11 protein-coding genes, 2 tRNA genes and 1 pseudogene are annotated in these 16,779 nt (G+C 72.0%); 6 read left to right on the top strand and 8 right to left on the bottom strand.

From position 1 onward, the window contains the following. Window positions 1-16: 16 nt before the first annotated feature. Together ABZ312_RS00965 and ABZ312_RS00960 are read right to left on the bottom strand one after the other, a co-directional pair. A complete protein-coding gene (locus tag ABZ312_RS00965) occupies window positions 17-1,534 on the bottom strand; it encodes a sensor histidine kinase (RefSeq protein ID WP_500332266.1) in 1,518 nt (505 codons plus the stop codon). Next, window positions 1,531-2,271 carry a response regulator transcription factor gene (locus ABZ312_RS00960; protein ID WP_500332267.1) on the bottom strand — a complete coding sequence of 247 codons (741 nt, stop codon included), beginning with the start codon at window positions 2,269-2,271 and terminating at the stop codon, window positions 1,531-1,533. Before ABZ312_RS00960 ends, ABZ312_RS00965 begins: the two co-directional genes overlap by 4 nt. Before the next feature lie 177 nt (window positions 2,272-2,448). Here ABZ312_RS00960 and ABZ312_RS00955 point away from each other — a divergent pair, with 177 nt between their 5' ends. Beyond that, window positions 2,449-3,330, top strand: coding sequence for an LLM class F420-dependent oxidoreductase (locus ABZ312_RS00955; protein WP_500332268.1), 882 nt, complete (start codon window positions 2,449-2,451; stop codon window positions 3,328-3,330). Between the two features lie 109 nt (window positions 3,331-3,439). Further along, entirely contained in the window at window positions 3,440-4,279 is an 840-nt protein-coding gene (locus ABZ312_RS00950) for an MEDS domain-containing protein (RefSeq protein WP_500332269.1), read from the top strand. Window positions 4,280-4,294: 15 nt separating this feature from the next. On the opposite strand, the gene ABZ312_RS00945 is transcribed toward ABZ312_RS00950, so the two are convergent. Beyond that, window positions 4,295-4,507: an EF-hand domain-containing protein gene (locus ABZ312_RS00945; RefSeq protein ID WP_500332270.1), complete on the bottom strand. Its 213-nt coding sequence runs from the start codon at window positions 4,505-4,507 to the stop codon at window positions 4,295-4,297. 616 nt (window positions 4,508-5,123) lie between these two features. Next, window positions 5,124-7,160, bottom strand: coding sequence for a SpoIIE family protein phosphatase (locus ABZ312_RS00940; RefSeq protein WP_500360111.1), 2,037 nt, complete (start codon window positions 7,158-7,160; stop codon window positions 5,124-5,126). Window positions 7,161-7,676: 516 nt separating this feature from the next. Between ABZ312_RS00940 and ABZ312_RS00935 the strand changes: the two are divergent. Together ABZ312_RS00935 and ABZ312_RS00930 are read left to right on the top strand one after the other, a co-directional pair. Then, window positions 7,677-8,483: pseudogene (locus ABZ312_RS00935) on the top strand (IS481 family transposase); the annotation flags it as partial. 131 nt (window positions 8,484-8,614) lie between these two features. Then, window positions 8,615-9,895, top strand: coding sequence for a tyrosine-type recombinase/integrase (locus tag ABZ312_RS00930; protein WP_500436071.1), 1,281 nt, complete (start codon window positions 8,615-8,617; stop codon window positions 9,893-9,895). Between the two features lie 81 nt (window positions 9,896-9,976). On the opposite strand, the gene ABZ312_RS00925 is transcribed toward ABZ312_RS00930, so the two are convergent. Then, a tRNA-Arg gene (locus ABZ312_RS00925) sits at window positions 9,977-10,049 on the bottom strand. A gap of 178 nt (window positions 10,050-10,227) precedes the next feature. Continuing rightward, window positions 10,228-10,321 (bottom strand) — tRNA-Ser (locus ABZ312_RS00920). Between the two features lie 186 nt (window positions 10,322-10,507). Here ABZ312_RS00920 and ABZ312_RS00915 point away from each other — a divergent pair. Continuing rightward, window positions 10,508-10,948, top strand: coding sequence for an SSI family serine proteinase inhibitor (locus tag ABZ312_RS00915; RefSeq protein ID WP_500360114.1), 441 nt, complete (start codon window positions 10,508-10,510; stop codon window positions 10,946-10,948). 219 nt (window positions 10,949-11,167) lie between these two features. Beyond that, entirely contained in the window at window positions 11,168-14,425 is a 3,258-nt protein-coding gene (locus ABZ312_RS00910) for a hybrid sensor histidine kinase/response regulator (protein ID WP_500436068.1), read from the top strand. Between the two features lie 72 nt (window positions 14,426-14,497). Here the strand turns inward: ABZ312_RS00910 and ABZ312_RS00905 are convergent, their stop codons facing one another. Next, window positions 14,498-16,147: a long-chain fatty acid--CoA ligase gene (locus ABZ312_RS00905; protein WP_500436066.1), complete on the bottom strand. Its 1,650-nt coding sequence runs from the start codon at window positions 16,145-16,147 to the stop codon at window positions 14,498-14,500. Window positions 16,148-16,225: 78 nt separating this feature from the next. Then, window positions 16,226-16,750: a SigE family RNA polymerase sigma factor gene (locus tag ABZ312_RS00900; RefSeq protein ID WP_500332365.1), complete on the bottom strand. Its 525-nt coding sequence runs from the start codon at window positions 16,748-16,750 to the stop codon at window positions 16,226-16,228. Window positions 16,751-16,779 lie beyond the last annotated feature (29 nt).

Raw genomic sequence — 16,779 nt, 5'->3', positions numbered from 1 at the left:
TTGGTCCGGCCCGCTGTCATGACGTTGTGGCGGCGCTGAGCGGCAGCTGTGAGTGCGCGGCGGGCAGGTGGACGCGGAAGACGGTACGGCCGGGCACGCTGTCGATGGACACCGCGCCGCGGTGTGCGGCCACCACGGCCTGGACGATGGCGAGTCCCAGGCCCGTGCTGCCCGCCGCCCGGGAGCGGGAGGCGTCACCGCGCGCGAAGCGCTCGAAGACGTGCGGCAGCAGGGCGGACGGGATGCCGGGACCGTCGTCCTCGACCTCGACCAGCACCTCCCGGCCGCGCGGCACGACGCGCGCGACGACGGTGCTGCCGGGCGGGGTGTGGGTGCGGGCGTTGGCGAGCAGGTTGGTCAGCACCTGGTGCAGGCGCTCCGGGTCGCCGTGCACGACGGCGGGTTCGTCCGGAAGGTTCAGCAGCCAGCGGTGGTCGTTCCCTGCCGCGCGGGCGTCGCTGACGGCGTCGACGACCAGCGGGGACATGTCCGTCCCGGTCAGGCCGAGCGGACGCCCGGCGTCCAGCCGCGCGAGCAGCAGCAGGTCCTCCACCAGGGTGGTCATCCGGCTCGCCTCCGACTCGATCCGGCCGAGCGCGTGCCGGGTGTCCGGGCCGATCGTCTCCCGGCCGCGCCGGGTCAGCTCGGCGTACCCGCGGATGGAGGCCAGCGGGGTGCGCAGTTCGTGGCTGGCGTCGGCGACGAAACGGCGGACCCGGGTCTCGCTCTCCTGGCGGGCGTGCAGGGCGTTGCCGACGTGGTCGAGCATGCGGTTGAGCGCGGCGCCGACCTGGCCGACCTCGGTGCGCGGATCGGTGTCGGCGTCCGGCACGCGGTCGTGGAGGGCGACCTCCCCACGGTGGAGGGTGAGTTCGGAGACCCGGGTGGCGGTGGCGGCGACCCGGCGCAGCGGGTGGAGGCTGAGCCGGATCATGACGAAGCCGGCCATTCCGGCGGCGGCCAGCCCCGCGGCGGTGACGCAGGCCTCGACGACCACGAGGGTGCCGATGGTGTCGCGGACGGCCGTCGTCGGCAGTCCCACGAGCAGCCACCCACCGCTGCCGTCGGTGGCCGACTGCACGCGGAAGCCCCCCAGTCCTGGGACGTCGAGCGTGTGCGGCAGGCCGTCCAGGGGGACGGCCGCGAACGCTTCGCGCTGCGGAGCGGTGAGCGGCCGGGCCTGCAGCCGGGACTGGGTGCCGCTGGGCTGCGCGCTGACGCCGGCGGCGGTCACCGCGCCGGTCGCGTCGAGCCGGGCGCCCACGGTCCCGGGGGCGATGCCGGGCCCGGTGATGAAGCGCAGGGACCCGGTGCCGGGGACCGGCGGCCCGACCGGATGCTTGCCGTCGTACCCCGGGTCCAGCCGGGCCCGGCCGGCGACCGCCACCACCTGCTTGTCCAGTTGCGTGAAGAGGAAGGACTGCAGGGCGAGCGTCGTGACCGTACCGATGACCGCGCACACGACCGCGATCAGCGCGACCGAGGAGACCACCAGCCGGGTCCGCAGGGACGCGCGCCGGCGGGCCCGGCTCACGCCGCTTCGCCCGGCTTGATCAGGTAGCCGGCGCCGCGCCGGGTGTGGATCATCGGGGGGCGGCCCACGTCGATCTTCTTGCGCAGGTAGGAGATGTAGAGCTCGACGACGTTGGCCTGGCCCCCGAAGTCGTAGGACCAGACGCGGTCGAGGATCTGCGCCTTGCTCAGCACCCGGCGCGGATTGCGCATCAGGTACCGCAGCAGCTCGAACTCGGTGGCCGTGAGGTGGATGCCCTGGCCGCCGCGGCTGACCTCGTGGCTGTCCTCGTCGAGCACGAGGTCACCCACGACCAGCAGCGACTCCTGGCGGGCGGCGGCGGCCCCGGCCCGGCGGAGCAGCCCGCGCAGCCGGGCCACGACCTCCTCCAGGCTGAACGGCTTGGTGACGTAGTCGTCACCGCCCGCGGTGAGACCCGCGATGCGGTCCTCGACGGCGTCCTTGGCGGTGAGGAACAGCACCGGCACGTCGGGCAGTTCGCGGCGCAGCCGGGCCAGGACCTCCAGGCCGTCCATGTCGGGCAGCATGACGTCGAGGACCACGGCGTCCGGTCGCACCTCGCGCGCGGCGCGCAGCGCGTCGGAGCCGGTGCCTTCGGTGTGGACGTCCCAGCCCTCGTAGCGCAGGGCCATGGAGAGCAGGTCGGCGAGGGCGTGCTCGTCGTCGACGACGAGCACCCGGACAGGTACGCCGCCGGGACGCGTGAGGTCGGCGGCGGGGGAAGGTGACGCGGTCATGCCCGCATCCTGTGAACCGCCGCTGAGAACCCCCTTTCCGCTGCCTGTGATTTCCCTGAGAATCCCCTGTCGCGAAGGCCCTGACGCGCCGCCGGGCCGGGAATGCGCGGGTCGCGGACCCCGTTTTGGTACGAAGGACGTCGAACTTCAAACGGACTTCACGGCGGGAGAAGACCCATGAGCGACAGCCGGACGCCGGCGATCGGGCGCTACGGCCTGTGGAACGCCGGGCTGCGCGACCCCGATCCGGCCCGCGCGGCCGAACTCGCCGAGACCGCTGGCGAACTGGAGGAACTGGGCTACGGGGCCCTGTGGCTCGGCGGCAGCAGCGGCGTCGAGCACGCGGTACCGCTGATCGAGGCCACCTCCTCCATCACCGTCGCGACCGGCATCCTCAGCATCTGGCAGTACGGGGCCGAGGACACCGCCGCCCGCCAGGCGGGCCTCGAGGCCGCCCACCCCGGGCGCTTCCTGCTCGGGCTGGGCGTCAGCCACGCCCGCCTCGCCGAGCAGTACAAGCACCCGTACGCCGCGATGACCCGCTACCTCGACGAGCTGGACGCCGCCGGGGCCCCGGCCGGGAACCGGGTGCTCGCCGCGCTCGGCCCGCGGATGCTGGACCTCGCGCGCGACCGCTCGGCGGGCGCCCACCCCTACCTGGTCACCGTCGAGCACACCGCGCAGGCGCGGGCCACGCTGGGCGAGGGGCCGCTGCTGGCACCGGAGTTCACGGTCGTCCTGGAGACCGACCCGGCACGGGCCCGCGAGACGGCCCGGGAGATGCTGGCGTTCTACCTGACGCTCCCCAACTACACCAACAACTGGCTGCGCCTGGGGTTCACCGAGGACGACCTCGCCGACGGGGGCAGCGACCGCCTGGTCGACGCGCTCTTCGGCTGGGGCGACGAGGAGCGGGTCCGGCAGCGGATCGACGCCTTCCTCGACGCGGGCGCCGACCACGTCGCCGTCCAGGTGCTGGCCTCGGGCGAGGACCGGTCCGGACTGCCGCGCGAGCAGTGGCGCCGGCTGGCCGCGGCGCTGATGCCCACCGGTCACTGAAGGTCCGTCCGCAGGCAATCGGGGACAGTCCACCGACAGGAACGGAACCCTCCGCTCAAAGGCGTTCAGCGCCCGGCCGCTCCACGGGGCCGGGCGTATGTTCGGCCCCATGGACAGCGGCACCGTGCCTCGTACTGTCTCGGTCGACCGCATGGCGTCCGGCGACCACGCCTGCCTCGGCTTCCAGGACGAGGACGACCGCTGGGAGATCCGCGCCGCCTTCACCGCGATCGGGCTCGCCCGCGGCGAACGCGTCCTGCTCTTCACCGATCCCGGTACGCCCCCGGCCGAGGCCGTCACCCGCCTCGGCGCCCACGGGGTCCGCGCCGCCGACGCGGTCCGCCACAGCGCCCTCGTCATCACCCCCGAGGTCCCCGGCTACGACGGCGCCGCCGCCTGGACCGCCCTGACGAACACCGCCCACTGCCATGGCTTCTCCGGCCTCCGCGTCGCCGGCGACATGTCCTGGGCCCTCGGCCCCCACCTCGACCGCGACCGCCTGCTCGGCCACGAGACCGCCATGACCCCGATCCTCGCGGGCCTCGGCCTCACCACCATCTGCGAGTACGACCAGCGGCGCTTCGCCGCCTCGCTCCTCGACCGGGTCCGGGCGGCCCACCCGGTCTGCGTACGCCCCCGCCACGGATCACTGCGCGCGGAGCGCTCCGGCGACACCCTCACCCTGCGCGGCGACGCGGACCTCGCCACCCGCAACGACTTCGAACTGGTCGTCCGTCACGCTTTCGCGGCGCCCGCCGGCCCGCCGTACCGGGTCGACCTCACCCGGGTGGCCTTCCTCGACGCCCGCTGCGCATCCGTCCTGATCCGCCACGTGGCGTCCCTCGGCCCCGCCGACCGCGTCACCATCCGCTGCCCACGACTGCACGCGCGCACCCTGCGGCTCTGCGGCGCGACCGAGGTCCCCCAGCTCCTCCTCGAGGAGACCTGAACCCCCGGCCCGGCGTCAGGCCTGCTGGGCCGCCCAGAACTCGTCCCACGAGATCTTGCCGTCGCCGTTGGCGTCGACGGCCCTGATGACGCTCTGCGCCACGGTCTCGGTCACGTTGAAGTCCCCGAGCTGCGCCATCACGCTCTTGTACTCGCTCGCCGTGATGAGCCCGTCCCCGTCGACATCGAATCGCGTGAACGCCTTCTTGGCCGCCTCGATGTCCGCCATCGTGACCACCCCTCCTTGTGTGTACTCGGTCCTGACTGCGCACACCCTAGCCGCCGCAACGACCCCCCAACGCGAGAGGCCCCCGGGTGATCCCGGGGGCCTCTGGCTTGTTGTGCACTCGGCAGGATTCGAACCTGCAACCTTCTGATCCGTAGGCGGGGGCGCACACGGATCACCTGGTCCCCCTTAGCCACCAGGGCTTGTCGGCCAGGATGCACCTGTACGCCAGCGTGTGCCTGTGTGCGCCGACGTTGATGTCAGACGCTGATGTCAGGCATCACCTACTGCTTGACAGAGCTGGCTGTCGGTGAAGCGCCCTATCCAGCCTTGGGTGGCGCACGCTTTCCAACTCTGCACGGGCTGGTGTGCCTTGGTTCGTGGGCGCCCGCGGGTCGGGCCCCTGGGCGCCCTGCAGGGGAGTTGAACGGCTATAAGCGGCGACGAATGAGACTGCTGACCTGCTCGGCCATCGGCTGCAGGACGGTGTGCGTCCAAGTGGGTATGGGCAGGCAACCCTGCCGGACGGGGCCCGAGCCCTCTGACACTGCCCGGGTCTGAGACCCGCGACATGGCTGACAGTGCCGCAGTCGGTGTGTCGATCCCTCTTTTGGAGGGTTCAGTTCGTTGCCTGGATGAGGAGGAGGGCGATGTCGTCGTTGCGAAGTGTGGTGTGGGTGGCGTGGTGGATGAGGGTGTCGGCGAGGGCGTCCATGGTCTGGTCTTGGGCGTGTGTGAGCTGGTTGGCGAGGGCGGCGATGGTGTCGTCGATGTCGGTGCCGGGGGTTTCCACGAGTCCGTCGGTGTAGAGGGCGAGTACGGCTCCGGGCGGCAGGGGGATCTCGGTGGTCGTGTAGTGGGCGGTCGGGTCGATGCCGAGCAGTAGGCCGGGGGGCAGGTCGAGAACTTCGGTGCGGCCGTCGGGGTGGCGCAGCAGTGGTGGGGGGTGGCCGGCGGTGGCCAGATGGGCGCGGTGGTGTGTCAGGTCGAGGTGGGCGTACAGGCAGCTGGCGAACCGACTGGCGCCGATGTCGGCCATGAGGCGGTTGGTCCGTGCGAGGACGTCGCCGGGCGCTGCGCCTGTTGTGGCGTGGGCGTGCACGGCGGTGCGGACCTGGCCCATGAGGGCTGCGGCGTTCACATTGTGACCTTCGACGTCGCCGATGGCCGCGGCAGCGCTGGTGGCATCGCAGCGGATGAGGTCGTAGAAGTCGCCGCCGACATCGATGCCGCGGGTGGTGGGGAGGTATCGCGCGACCACCTGAAAGCCTGGGATGGTGGGCAGGACATGCGGCAGCAGGGCGTTTTGCAGACCGTGGGCGAGCTGGTGTTTCGCGTCGTAGAGGCTGGCCCGGTCCAGTGCCTGGGTGATCAGCCCGGCCAGTGAGGTCAGGATGGCGCGTTCTGCCGGGGGGAAGGGGTGGGGCTGGTCGTAGGAGAGGACGAGGGAACCGAAGGTGCGGCCGGAGACGATCAGCGGCAGGAAGGCCCAGGCGGCCTTGCCGTCATGGGGGGCGGCGGCGGGGTAGGCGCGTTTGAAGTCGTCGAAGGTAGCGAAGAAACTGGGGACACCGGCAGCCACGACATGTGCTGCCGGGGAGCGGGAGGCCAGCGGTATCGCGTCGAGGCGGTTTATGAGGTCGGCTGTGTAGCCGCGGTGGCCGATGATGCGCAGCCGGCCTTCGTCCACGGCCATCAGGGCAAGCGCCTGGGCGCCGATGGCGGGCATTAGCTGGCCGGTGACCTGCGCGACCACCTCGTCGACCCCGGCGGCCTCGGTGAGGGTGGTCGCCAGCTGCGTCAGGGGGTAGACGCCTATGACCCGGTCCGACTCCGAGGCGGGTGCCGACTGCTCCCATGGTGCCTCGGTCGGTGCCTGCCCGGTCGTGGCGGGGGAGGTCTGGACGCTGATGCCGTAGGCGTGCGGGTACAGGCGGAAGGACAACCACTGGTCGGGCGGACGCGGCACGGTGAAGGAGATGGGCCGCCGGGTGACGATGGCTGCCCGGTAGGCGTCCCCGAAACGGGTGTCGGAGAGCCAGGGCAGTACTTTTTCGGGCCGGGCGCCCAGCAAGGCAGTGGCCTCGGCCCCGACCATCTTGGCCGCGGCAGCGTTGACGAAGGTGATCAGGCCGTCCGGGTCCAGCGCCCAGCAGCCCATGGGCAACCCCTCGGCGAACTCGACCGCAGCCAGCGCCTCGGCCCGGCCGGGGATGCGGGGAGACCGCCGGGACAGTGCCCGCGGCTGGGCGCCCGGCAGGAGCGGGAGGCCACGCTCGGCGGCCTGCTGCAAAAACAGCCCTGCACGGGAGCAGAAGGCGTCCATCGCATCGCGTTCGGGCCGGCCCAGCTCGGGCGGGTCCCGGGTAGGCCACACCAGCACGAGCGCACCCCACACCATCGTGCCGTGCGCCATCGGGGCGGCAGCCACCATGAAGTCATAGGGCAGCAGTAGCCCGGTCCGTGGATTGCGCAGCGCCACCTCCTCCTGGCTGCCCAGCCACACCAAACGCCGCTCCCGCACGGCCTGCGCCATCGCCTCCGGAGAATCCAACGGGACCTGCGCCCACGGAGCGGTGAGCCGCACCGGCGCCCCGGACACCACCGCCAGGTGCAGCACCCGCTCGCTAGGCAACAGCAGATACACCAGCGCCACCGAAGCTCCTGTGTCCTGCACGACACGCTCCAGCGCTGCATCAAGCTCCTCAGCCCCGAACTCAGAGGCCGGGACGGGACCGGCGCCCGTGGACACCTTTCACCCACTCCCGCTGGCGGTAGCAGCCGCCTGCATGTGCACGACAACAGCCACCTGCACCAGCAGATCCACACCCGCCGTCGCCATCGCCTCCTCCGCTTGCGCCGCCTCCTGCCGATGCGCCGGTCGGTAATACCGTCGGGCCACGCCCACCGGATCCGGCAACGGACCATCGGACCGAATGTCGCATATATATGGACGATATGCCCGCATTGCCTTAACGGCAGCCCGAGCGAGCGAGACAGGAGCGCAGGGCCCCGGCGGCGAGGAACCTTGACCAAGTAGGGAAAGTTCTACTGCGCAGCGTCGCTGCCTGACTGTGTGGCTTCACCTGATGCTTGACACCGCTTGCCTCGGCTTGGCTGTGTGCGTCTGATTCGGCGCGTGCGCGGGAGGGCCGGGGCCGTACTGGTGGAGTTGAGCGTGGTCGAGCAGCGGTATCACGCGGTCATGGAGGTGGCCGCGGGCGCCCCGGTGGTCGAGGTCGCGGCGCGTTATGGGGTCTCGCGGCAGTCGGTGCATGCGTGGGTGCGCAAGTACGAGCAGAGCGGCCTTTCGGGGTTGGCGGATCGTTCGCACCGCCCGGCGTCGTGTCCGCACCGGATCCCGTCCGTGGTGGAAGCGTTGGTGTGTGATCTGCGCCGGGCGCATCCGGGTTGGGGTCCGCGCCGGCTGGTGCACGAGCTGGAACGCAAACGGATCACGCCGGTGCCGTCGCGGGCGACGGTCTATCGGGTACTGGTCCGAAACGGCCTGGTCGAACCGGGGGTCCAGAAGCGTCGCAGATCCGATTACCGCAGGTGGGAACGGTCGGAGGCGATGAAGCTGTGGCAGCTGGACATCGTCGGCGGCGTCCTGCTGGCCGGCGGGGCGGAGTGCAAGGTGGTCACCGGCATCGATGACCACTCGCGGTTCGTGGTGATCGCGAAAGTCGTGCCGCGGGCGACCGGGCGGGCGGTCTGCCTGGCCTTCGGTGAGGCCCTGCAGCGGTTCGGGGTCCCGGAGGAGGTGCTGACCGACAACGGCAAGCAGTTCACGGCCCGGTTCGGCTCGGGCAAGCCTGGTGAGGTGCTGTTCGACCGGATCTGCCGGGAGAACGGGATCAAGCACCGGCTGACCAAGCCGAAGTCACCGACGACCACGGGGAAGATCGAGCGGTTCCATCAGACTCTGCGGCGTGAACTTCTGGACGACTGCGACCGGTTCACCGACCTCGCAGCGGCTACCCCATCCGCTACCCCGGAACAGGCCTCTGACTCCCGGCAGCTCCAAAGCTTCACCGCCGGCCGTTCGCGCCGCATCCCGGTCGACGCCGTCCGCAACTACATCCAGCAGAGCATCGAGGAGGCCGCGTAATGGCCAAGCGCCGCGCCAACGGCGAAGGCACCATCACCAAGCGCAAGGACGGCCGCTATCACGCTGCTGCGTACGTCTATCGCCCCGACGGTACGCGCGTGAGGAAATTTGTCTACGGCAAGACGCGGGAGGAGGTGAGCCACAAGCTCACCGAACTCCAGGAGAAGACCCGGCAGGGCATCCCGGCCGCCACCTCCGCCATGGCGTTCGGCGACTACCTCACGTACTGGCTTGCCACCATCGCGTCCGTTCGGCTCAAGCCCGCCACGCTCAACAGCTATGAGGGACTGAGCCGGCTCTACATCACCCCGGCGCTCGGCAAGAAGAGGCTCAACCGCCTCTCCCCAACCGATGTCCGCCTGTTCCTGGCCGAGTTCAAGAACGGGTGCCTCTGCTGCCTCCGAGGGGTCGACACCGCCAGGGAGAAGGGCGACCAGACGTGCTGTGCGGTCGGAAAGTGCTGCAAGCGGCACCCGTCCGCGAGGACGGTCCAGTACGTCCACGCCGTCCTGCGCTCCGCACTCCAGCAGGCGGTCCGAGAAGAACTCATCGCCCGCAACGTCGCCAAGATCGTGGAAACCCCCACGGTCACCCGACAGGAAGTCCGCCCGTTGGATGCTGCCGAAGCCAAGATGCTGCTCAAGGCCGCACGCGACCACCGGCTCTATGCGCTGTGGCTACTGCTGGTCTCCACCGGCCCGCGCCGGGGCGAGGTGCTGGGCCTCACATGGGCGGATGTCGACCTCACCAACGGTCAGCTCCGGGTCCGGCGCAATCTCCAGCGCATCAAGCGTGAGCTGATCTTCGGAACGCCGAAGACGATGCGTTCGGTGCGGACCATCTCGCTTCCGAAGCGCTGTGTCGCCGCACTCACCGCCCACAAGACCACTCAGGCCAAGGAGCGGGCCGTGGCCGGCGACAAGTGGCAGCCCCTCCCACAGCAGCCGAGCGGGCTGATCTTCACCACCGCCACGGGCCGCGCGACGGACCCCCGGAGCCTCAACAGGATGCTCACGGTCCTCTGCCGCAACGCCAAGATCCGCCGGGTCCGGGTGCACGACCTCCGGCACACGTGCGCGTCGCTGCTGCTGGCTCAGGGGGTAGATGCTCGGACCATCATGGAGACGCTCGGGCACAGCACGATCACGATGACGCTCGACACCTACGCGCACGTCATGCACACGACCCTGAGGGCCGCGGCCGATCGCATGGACGACGCCCTCGGGCTGGATGAGGAGGACGGCGACGACGGCGACGCGGTGAGCCTCGCGGCCGGCTGAGACGCCGGCCCGAACCACGTTGATGTCAGCCGCTGATGTCAGAAGGCCCCCGGGATGATCCCGGGGGCCTTCTGAGCTGTGTGCACTCGGCAGGATTCGAACCTGCAACCTTCTGATCCGTAGTCAGATGCTCTATCCGTTGAGCTACGAGTGCTTGTGCTTCCCGGCGTTTTCTTGCCGGTCGGCGTTGCGGGAACAACATTACATGACCCGCGCCGTGAGGTGAAATCCATTAGCCGCACCCGCTCTGACCTGCCGAAACGCCGAATGCGGGGTCCAGGAGGGGTGCCGGGAACGGCAGAAGCCCCGGCCGGGTGGCCGGGGCTTCTGTGTGGCGGAGGCGGAGGGATTTGAACCCTCGATGGACGGTAAAGCCCAAACCGCATTAGCAGTGCGGCGCCATAGACCGGACTAGGCGACGCCTCCTCACGTACCCGCGCGAGCGGGTGTGTGCAGATGATGGCACAGCCCACCGGGCTGGGACCAATCGCTGACCAGATTACTCGGCCGTGCACGGCCAGGGCAAAGGCGTTGCGGCGGGCGCCGGGGCGGCGCGCCCACGATCGGGTGGATTGACGGGCGCGGACGGTGCCGGGGAGGTAGGGACGGAGCATGCGATTGGCTCGTGGACCCATGACCGCCGCGCTCGCGCTCGGCCTGCCGCTGACGGTGGCCGCACCGGCCCTGGCCTGCCCTCCGGGGGCGGGGGAGTCGTCCGACGTGCTGCGGGTGACCGTGGACGACGGGGGCGGGCACCTGTCCGAGTACGACCTGCGCTGCGACCCCGCGGGCGGGACGCACCCGGACGCGAGGGAGGCGTGCGCGCTCCTGGAGCGGCTGGGCGGGCCTGTGGGGCCCGAGCCCGAGGGCACGATGTGCACGATGATCTACGGCGGCCCGCAGCGGGCGACGGTGCGGGGCAGCTGGCGCGGCCGGCCCGTGGACGCCCGCTACGACCGCAGCAACGGCTGCGAGACGGCCCGCTGGCGGCGGATGGCCCCGGTGCTGCCCGCACCCGCCGTCCACGACGGGTCCGGTGGCCCGGGGGCGTGACCTGCGGAGGTGACCGACACCACATCGGCACGGCTCGACCACGAACACTACTCACGCGTACGGGACATGGGCATCCGGAGCCTCGCCGCCAACCTCTGCCCGTACACTCGCTCTAGTGACATGCCCTCCGGTCGGCGGCAAGATGGCCACCACCGGTGGATGCCCCCTTCGCGGGTGGTGGCGCGGCAGCAAGTGCGGTTTTCAGGGAGGACGCGTCTCGTGAGCAGCAGGCCATCCCGAGGCGCTGCTCGCCTCGCGGCAATACTCGACGCGCTCCCCGACGCGCTGCTGCTGGTGAACGCCAACGGGACCGTCGTCAACGCCAATTCCATCGCCCTGGAGACCTTCGAGTCGCCGGGCACCGCCCTCGTGGGCCGCGGGCTGCTCGACCTCCTGCCGGCGTTCGACGCGCGTCGCATCCCCGGTTCGATGCGCCGCCCCGACGACGACGTGGGCCGCACCAAGCCGACCCGGATGGTCGCCCGGCGGACCGACGGCAGTGAAATTCCGGTGGAGGTCACGAGCGCGAACCTCGACGACGCCCGCACACCTTTCGCCGAGACGTACAGCTACACCGGCGACGAGCTGCTGATGCTGGTCGTCCGCGACCTGACCGGGACGCTGGACACCGAGGCCGAACTCGCCCGCCAGCAGCGCCAGACCGAGATGATCCTGCGCGCCGCCAGCGAGGGCGTGGTCGGCGTCGACACCGACGGCAAGATCGTCCTGGTCAACCCCTCGGCCGCGCAGATCCTGGGCTTCCGGGCCACCGACCTCGGCGGGCAGGAGCTGCACCCGCTGGTGCACCACTCCCGTCCGGACGGCAGCCCGCTGCCGGCCGAGGAGACGCCGCTCTCCGAGACGCTGCGCTCCGGGCTGAAGCACCGGGTCCGCGGCCAGGTGCTGTGGCGCAAGGACGGGCGCTCGGTTCCGGTCGACCTGATCACGGCGCCGGTGCGGGAGGGCGACCAGCTGGTCGGCGCGGTGATGACCTTCACCGACCGCACGCGCTTCGACGCGCTCGCCGCCCGCAACGCGCAACTGCAGTCGCTGCTCGGCGACGCCCTGCGCGGACCGCTGGACGAACTGCGGGCCGAGCTGGCCGGGCTAGCCAACGACCCGGCCGGGCAGCTGTGGCCGGAGGCCAACCAGATCCTGCACCACCTCACCGCGGGCTACGCGCGGATCACCACGCTCATCGACAGCGTGCTCTCCTTCCAGCGGCTCGACCGGGGCGAGGAGAAGCTGCAGCGCGAGACGACCTCGATGGACAAGGTCGTGGCGTCCGGCGTCGAGGCGGCGGTCGAGCTGATCGGTCCCGGGCGGGCGCAGTACGCGGTGCACGCGCCGCCGATCGAGGCGACCGTGGACGCCGAGCGGATGTCCCAGGCGCTGTCCCACCTGATCGCGGACGTGGCGGGCGTCGACGCGGCCGGCAACATGCCGGTCGTGGTCGGCGGCGTCGACTCCACGATCGTGGTGGCGGCGGCGCAGCGCGGCGACTCCGTCCGCATCGAGGTGCGCGGCCCGCACGCCGGCGACAACCCGGTGCACCTGCCCATCGCGCGGGGCATCGTCGAGAAGCACGGCGGCGTGCTCCAGACGCACGAGGTGCCCGGGCAGGGCAGCGCGTACGTGATGGAGGTGCCGGTCGGCAAGGGCGGCGCGAAGACGGCGGTCAAGGAGCCCCGGCGGGAGTCGGAGACGACCGTCATGCCGGTGCCGGCCGAGCCGGTGCGCGGTACCGCCCCGGCCGCGCTGGCGCAGGCGCCGTCCTCGGCGCCGCAGCCGCCCAGGCCCGCAGCGCCGGTGGCGACCCCCGGTGCCGCGCTCGCGCTGCCCGCCGCGCCGACCACCGACGCGCCGACCCCCACGGGGCGGCGCCGTGCCCTGCGGCGTCCCGAGGAGCAGCAGGTCCCGCCGCAACCGCAGCCCCAGCCGCAGGCCGCCCTCCCCCCGGCACCCGCCCCGGCGCAGGAGCAGCCCACCGGCCGGCGGGCCCGCCGTGGCGCCCCGCAGGAACCGCAGCCGGGCCTGGTGCCCGCGCTGCCGGCGGCGCCCGCGCCGGAGCAGGACGCGCCGGGCAACGGCCGCCGTGCGCGACGGGCCCCCACCGCGGAGGCCCGGGCGACGCCGGAGCTCCCGGCGCTGCCGGCCGCCCCTTCGGTCCCCGCCACCCCGGCGACCGAGTGGCCGGAGGCCCAGGGCTCGGCCCGGCGCCCGCGCGGCATCGTGGAGAGCACCCCGCGCCCGTCGGCGATCGTCGACCCGCGGCGGCTTCCCCCGCCCACCCCGGCGCCGCTGCCGGAACCGCCGGCCGTCGAGCCGCCGATGATCCCCGAGCAGACGCAGCGCTCTCCGGAGCCACAGCCCGTGGTGCCGCCGCAGCCGCAGCCCATGGTCCCGCCGCAGGCACCGGCACCGGCGCCGGTGCAGCCCCAGCCGTCGTCCATGCCGAGCGACGGCGGTACGCAGGGCCGGGCCATCAGCGTGCGCACCCTCGGCCAGGGCGTCGCCTTCGCCCAGCAGATCAACGAGCAGGTCGCCCAGCCGTCGAGCGGCTCCGGGCGCCGGCGCAAGCTCGCCACCCCCGCGGAACCCGATGCACCCAAGGCCGTGGCACCCGCGGCCGTGAACGGCACGGAGACCCCCGGCCGGGCGTACGCCATAGGCGCTCCCACGGAGGCCACCGAGGGTCCCGAGCCGCTCGACGGCCCCAACGGCGCCGTCGACGTCACGGAGGAGACCGGCCCCGAGCCCGGGGCCGTGCTGGACGAGCCGCGCCGGCTGCTGGTCTGGCCGGAGCCGGACGTCTCCACCCGCCAGGCGCTGACGGACCGCGGCTACCGCCCGGTCATCGTCCGCTCGCGCGAGGAGGTCGACGCCCAGGTCTCCGATCCGCCCGCCGCGCTCTTCGTGGACCCGCTGACCGGGCCGATCACCCGTACGGCGCTGCAGTCGCTGCGCCAGGCTGCGGCGCAGGCCGAGGTGCCCGTCCTCGTCACGGCCGGGCTCGGCCAGGCCACCCGCGAGGCCGCGTACGGAGCCGATCCCGCCGTGCTGCTCAAGGCGCTGGCCCCGCGCGACAGCGAGCAGCACCCGCCGCGGGTGCTGCTGATCGAGGCCCACACGCCGATCGCCCAGGCCTTCACCGCCACGCTGGAACGGCGCGGGATGCACGTCGCGCACGCCCAGTCGGAGGCGGACGCGATGACGCTCGCCGCGCAGATGCACCCCAACCTCGTGGTGATGGACCTGATGCTCATCCGCCGCAGGCGCCAGGGCATCATCGACTGGCTGCGGGCGAACGGCAGGCTGGAACGCACGCCGATGGTCGTCTACACCGCGGTCGACATCGACCCTGCGGAGCTGCCGCGGCTGGCGTCCGGCGAGACGGTCCTCTTCCTCGCGGAGCGGTCGACCAGCACGGACGTCCAGGGGCGCATCGTCGACATGCTGGGAAAGATCGGCTCCTGAGGGCCCACCGCACGACGTGCGCCGGGCCCCGGGGGTGCGCCCCCCGGGGCCCGGCGCACGCGTGGCGCGTCGTCAGACGAGCTTGGTGACGTCCAGTTCTCCCGCCGCGTACTGGCGGCGGATCACCTTCTTGTCGAACTTGCCGACCGAGGTCTTCGGCACCGCCGGGATGACGGCCCAGCGCTCGGGCAGCTGCCAGCGGGCGACGCTCTCGCCGAGGAAGGCGCGCAGTTCCTCGTAGCCGACCGCGGAGCCGTCCTTGAGGACGACCGTGGCGAGCGGCCGCTCGCCCCAGCGCTCGTCGGGTACGGCCACCACCGCGGCCTCGGCGACGGCCGGGTGGGCCATGATGGCGTTCTCCAGCTCGACCGAGGAGATCCACTCGCCGCCCGACTTGATGACGTCCTTGGCGCGGTCGGTCAGCGTCAGGTAGCCGTCGTGGGTGATGGTGCCGACATCGCCGGTGCGCAGCCAGCCGTCGGGGCTGAACTTGTCCTCGGGGAGGAGCGCTTCGGCGTCGGCGCCGCCGTAGTAGGCCGCGGCGATCCACGGCCCGCGGACCTCCAGTTCGCCCGCGGACTCGCCGTCCCAGGGCAGCACCTCGCCGGACGGGCCGACCAGCCGGGCCTCCACGGAGGCGGGGAAGCGGCCCTGGGTGATCCGGTACGGCCATTCCTCCTCCTCGGTGAGGCCGGCCGGCGGGTGGGCCATGGTGCCCAGCGGGGAGGTCTCGGTCATCCCCCACGCGTGGAGGAGGCGGACGCCGAGCTTGTCGTACGCCTCCATCAGGGAGGGCGGGCAGGCGGAGCCGCCGATGGTGACGTGCCGCATGCTGGTGATGTCACGGGGCTTGGCGGCGAGTTCGGCGAGCAGGCCCTGCCAGATGGTGGGGACGGCGGCGGCGTGCGTGGGACGCTCGCCCTCGATCATCTCGGCGAGCGGGCCGGGCTGCAGGAAGCGGTCCGGCATCAGCATGTTGATGCCGGTCATGAAGGTGGCGTGCGGCAGGCCCCAGGCGTTGACGTGGAACTGGGGCACGACGACCAGGGTGGTGTCGGCGTCGGTCAGGCCCATCGACTCGGCCATGTTGACCTGCAGGGAGTGCAGGTAGATCGAACGGTGCGAGAACAGCACGCCCTTGGGGTCGCCGGTGGTGCCGGAGGTGTAGCACATGGCGGCCGCGGAACGCTCGTCCAGCTCGGGCCAGTCGTAGCGGTCCGGGCGGCCCTCGATGAGGGACTCGTACGTGTGCAGGGCGGGACGGCAGCCCTCCAGCGGCGAGGTGTCGCCGGGGCCGACGACGACCACGTGCTCGACCGACTCCATGGCCGGCAGCAGCGGTGCCAGCAGCGGTATCAAGGTGCCGTTGACCAGGACCACGCGGTCGGCGGCGTGGTTGGCGATGAAGACCAGCTGCTCGGCGGGGAGCCGGAGGTTGAGCGTGTGGAGGATCGCGCCCATGGAGGGGATCGCGAAGTACGCCTCGACGTGCTCCGCGTTGTTCCACATCAGGGTCGCTACGCGGTCGTCGCGCTGGACGCCGAGCTCGTCGCGCAGCGCGTGCGCGAGGCGGGCGGCGCGGGCCCCGATCTCGGCGAACGAGCGGCGCTGCGGCTCGCCTTCGCCGGTCCAGGTCGTGACCTGCGACCGGCCGTGCACGGTCGAGCCGTGGGTCAGGATCCGTGACACCAGCAGGGGAACATCCTGCATTGTGCTCAGCACCGGGCGCCTCCTCGTTGAAGCGGCTACGCGTGGGTAGGTGGGTGCTGAGATTCTGCTGGCATACCGAGCGGTATGTCACTACCCCAGGCGCAATTCGGGGTCCTCGCGGAGTTTGCCCAGGGCGCGCGACACCGCGCTCTTGACCGTGCCGACCGACACCCCGAGCGCCTCGGCGGTCTGCACCTCGCTCATGTCCTCGTAGTACCTGAGGACGACCATCGCCCGCTGGCGGGCCGGCAGCCGGGCGATCGCGCGCAGCAACGCGTCGCGCTGGGCCTGCTGCTCGGCCTCGTCGGGGCCGGTCACGGCGTGGCCATGCGGCTCGGGGAGCTCGTCGGTGGCGTACTCCTCCACGCGGCGCCTGCGCCACTGCGAGGTGCGGGTGTTGACCAGCGTGCGGCGCACGTAGCCGTCCAGCGCCCGGTGGTCGTCTATCCGGTCCCACGCCAGGTAGGTCTTGGTCAGGGCGGTCTGCAGCAGGTCCTCGGCGTCGCAGGGGTTGGCGGTGAGCGAGCGCGCGGTCCGCAGCAGCGCCGGGCCCTTGGCCCGGACGTAGCGGGTGAACTGGGCCTGCGAGGCGCTGGTGCACACGGGCGTCGTCATGGCTCCACGCTAGGAGCCGGTCCGGGTGC

It is taken from the genome of Streptomyces sp. NPDC006207 (assembly GCF_040613835.1).
Classification (GTDB): Bacteria; Actinomycetota; Actinomycetes; order Streptomycetales; family Streptomycetaceae; genus Actinacidiphila.
Note: the sequence above shows the minus strand (reverse complement) of the source record. Positions and strands in the feature narration are given on the sequence as shown.

What these genes read in the sequence shown, in the direction of transcription:
- ABZ312_RS00900 (WP_500332365.1), bottom strand. Translation starts at nt 16,750, where the DNA reads ATGACGACGCCCGTGTGCACCAGCGCCTCGCAGGCCCAGTTCACCCGC.
- ABZ312_RS00960 (WP_500332267.1), bottom strand. Translation starts at nt 2,271, where the DNA reads ATGACCGCGTCACCTTCCCCCGCCGCCGACCTCACGCGTCCCGGCGGC.
- ABZ312_RS00930 (WP_500436071.1), top strand. Translation starts at nt 8,615, where the DNA reads ATGGCCAAGCGCCGCGCCAACGGCGAAGGCACCATCACCAAGCGCAAG.
- ABZ312_RS00950 (WP_500332269.1), top strand. Translation starts at nt 3,440, where the DNA reads ATGGACAGCGGCACCGTGCCTCGTACTGTCTCGGTCGACCGCATGGCG.
- ABZ312_RS00945 (WP_500332270.1), bottom strand. Translation starts at nt 4,507, where the DNA reads ATGGCGGACATCGAGGCGGCCAAGAAGGCGTTCACGCGATTCGATGTC.
- ABZ312_RS00915 (WP_500360114.1), top strand. Translation starts at nt 10,508, where the DNA reads ATGCGATTGGCTCGTGGACCCATGACCGCCGCGCTCGCGCTCGGCCTG.
- ABZ312_RS00955 (WP_500332268.1), top strand. Translation starts at nt 2,449, where the DNA reads ATGAGCGACAGCCGGACGCCGGCGATCGGGCGCTACGGCCTGTGGAAC.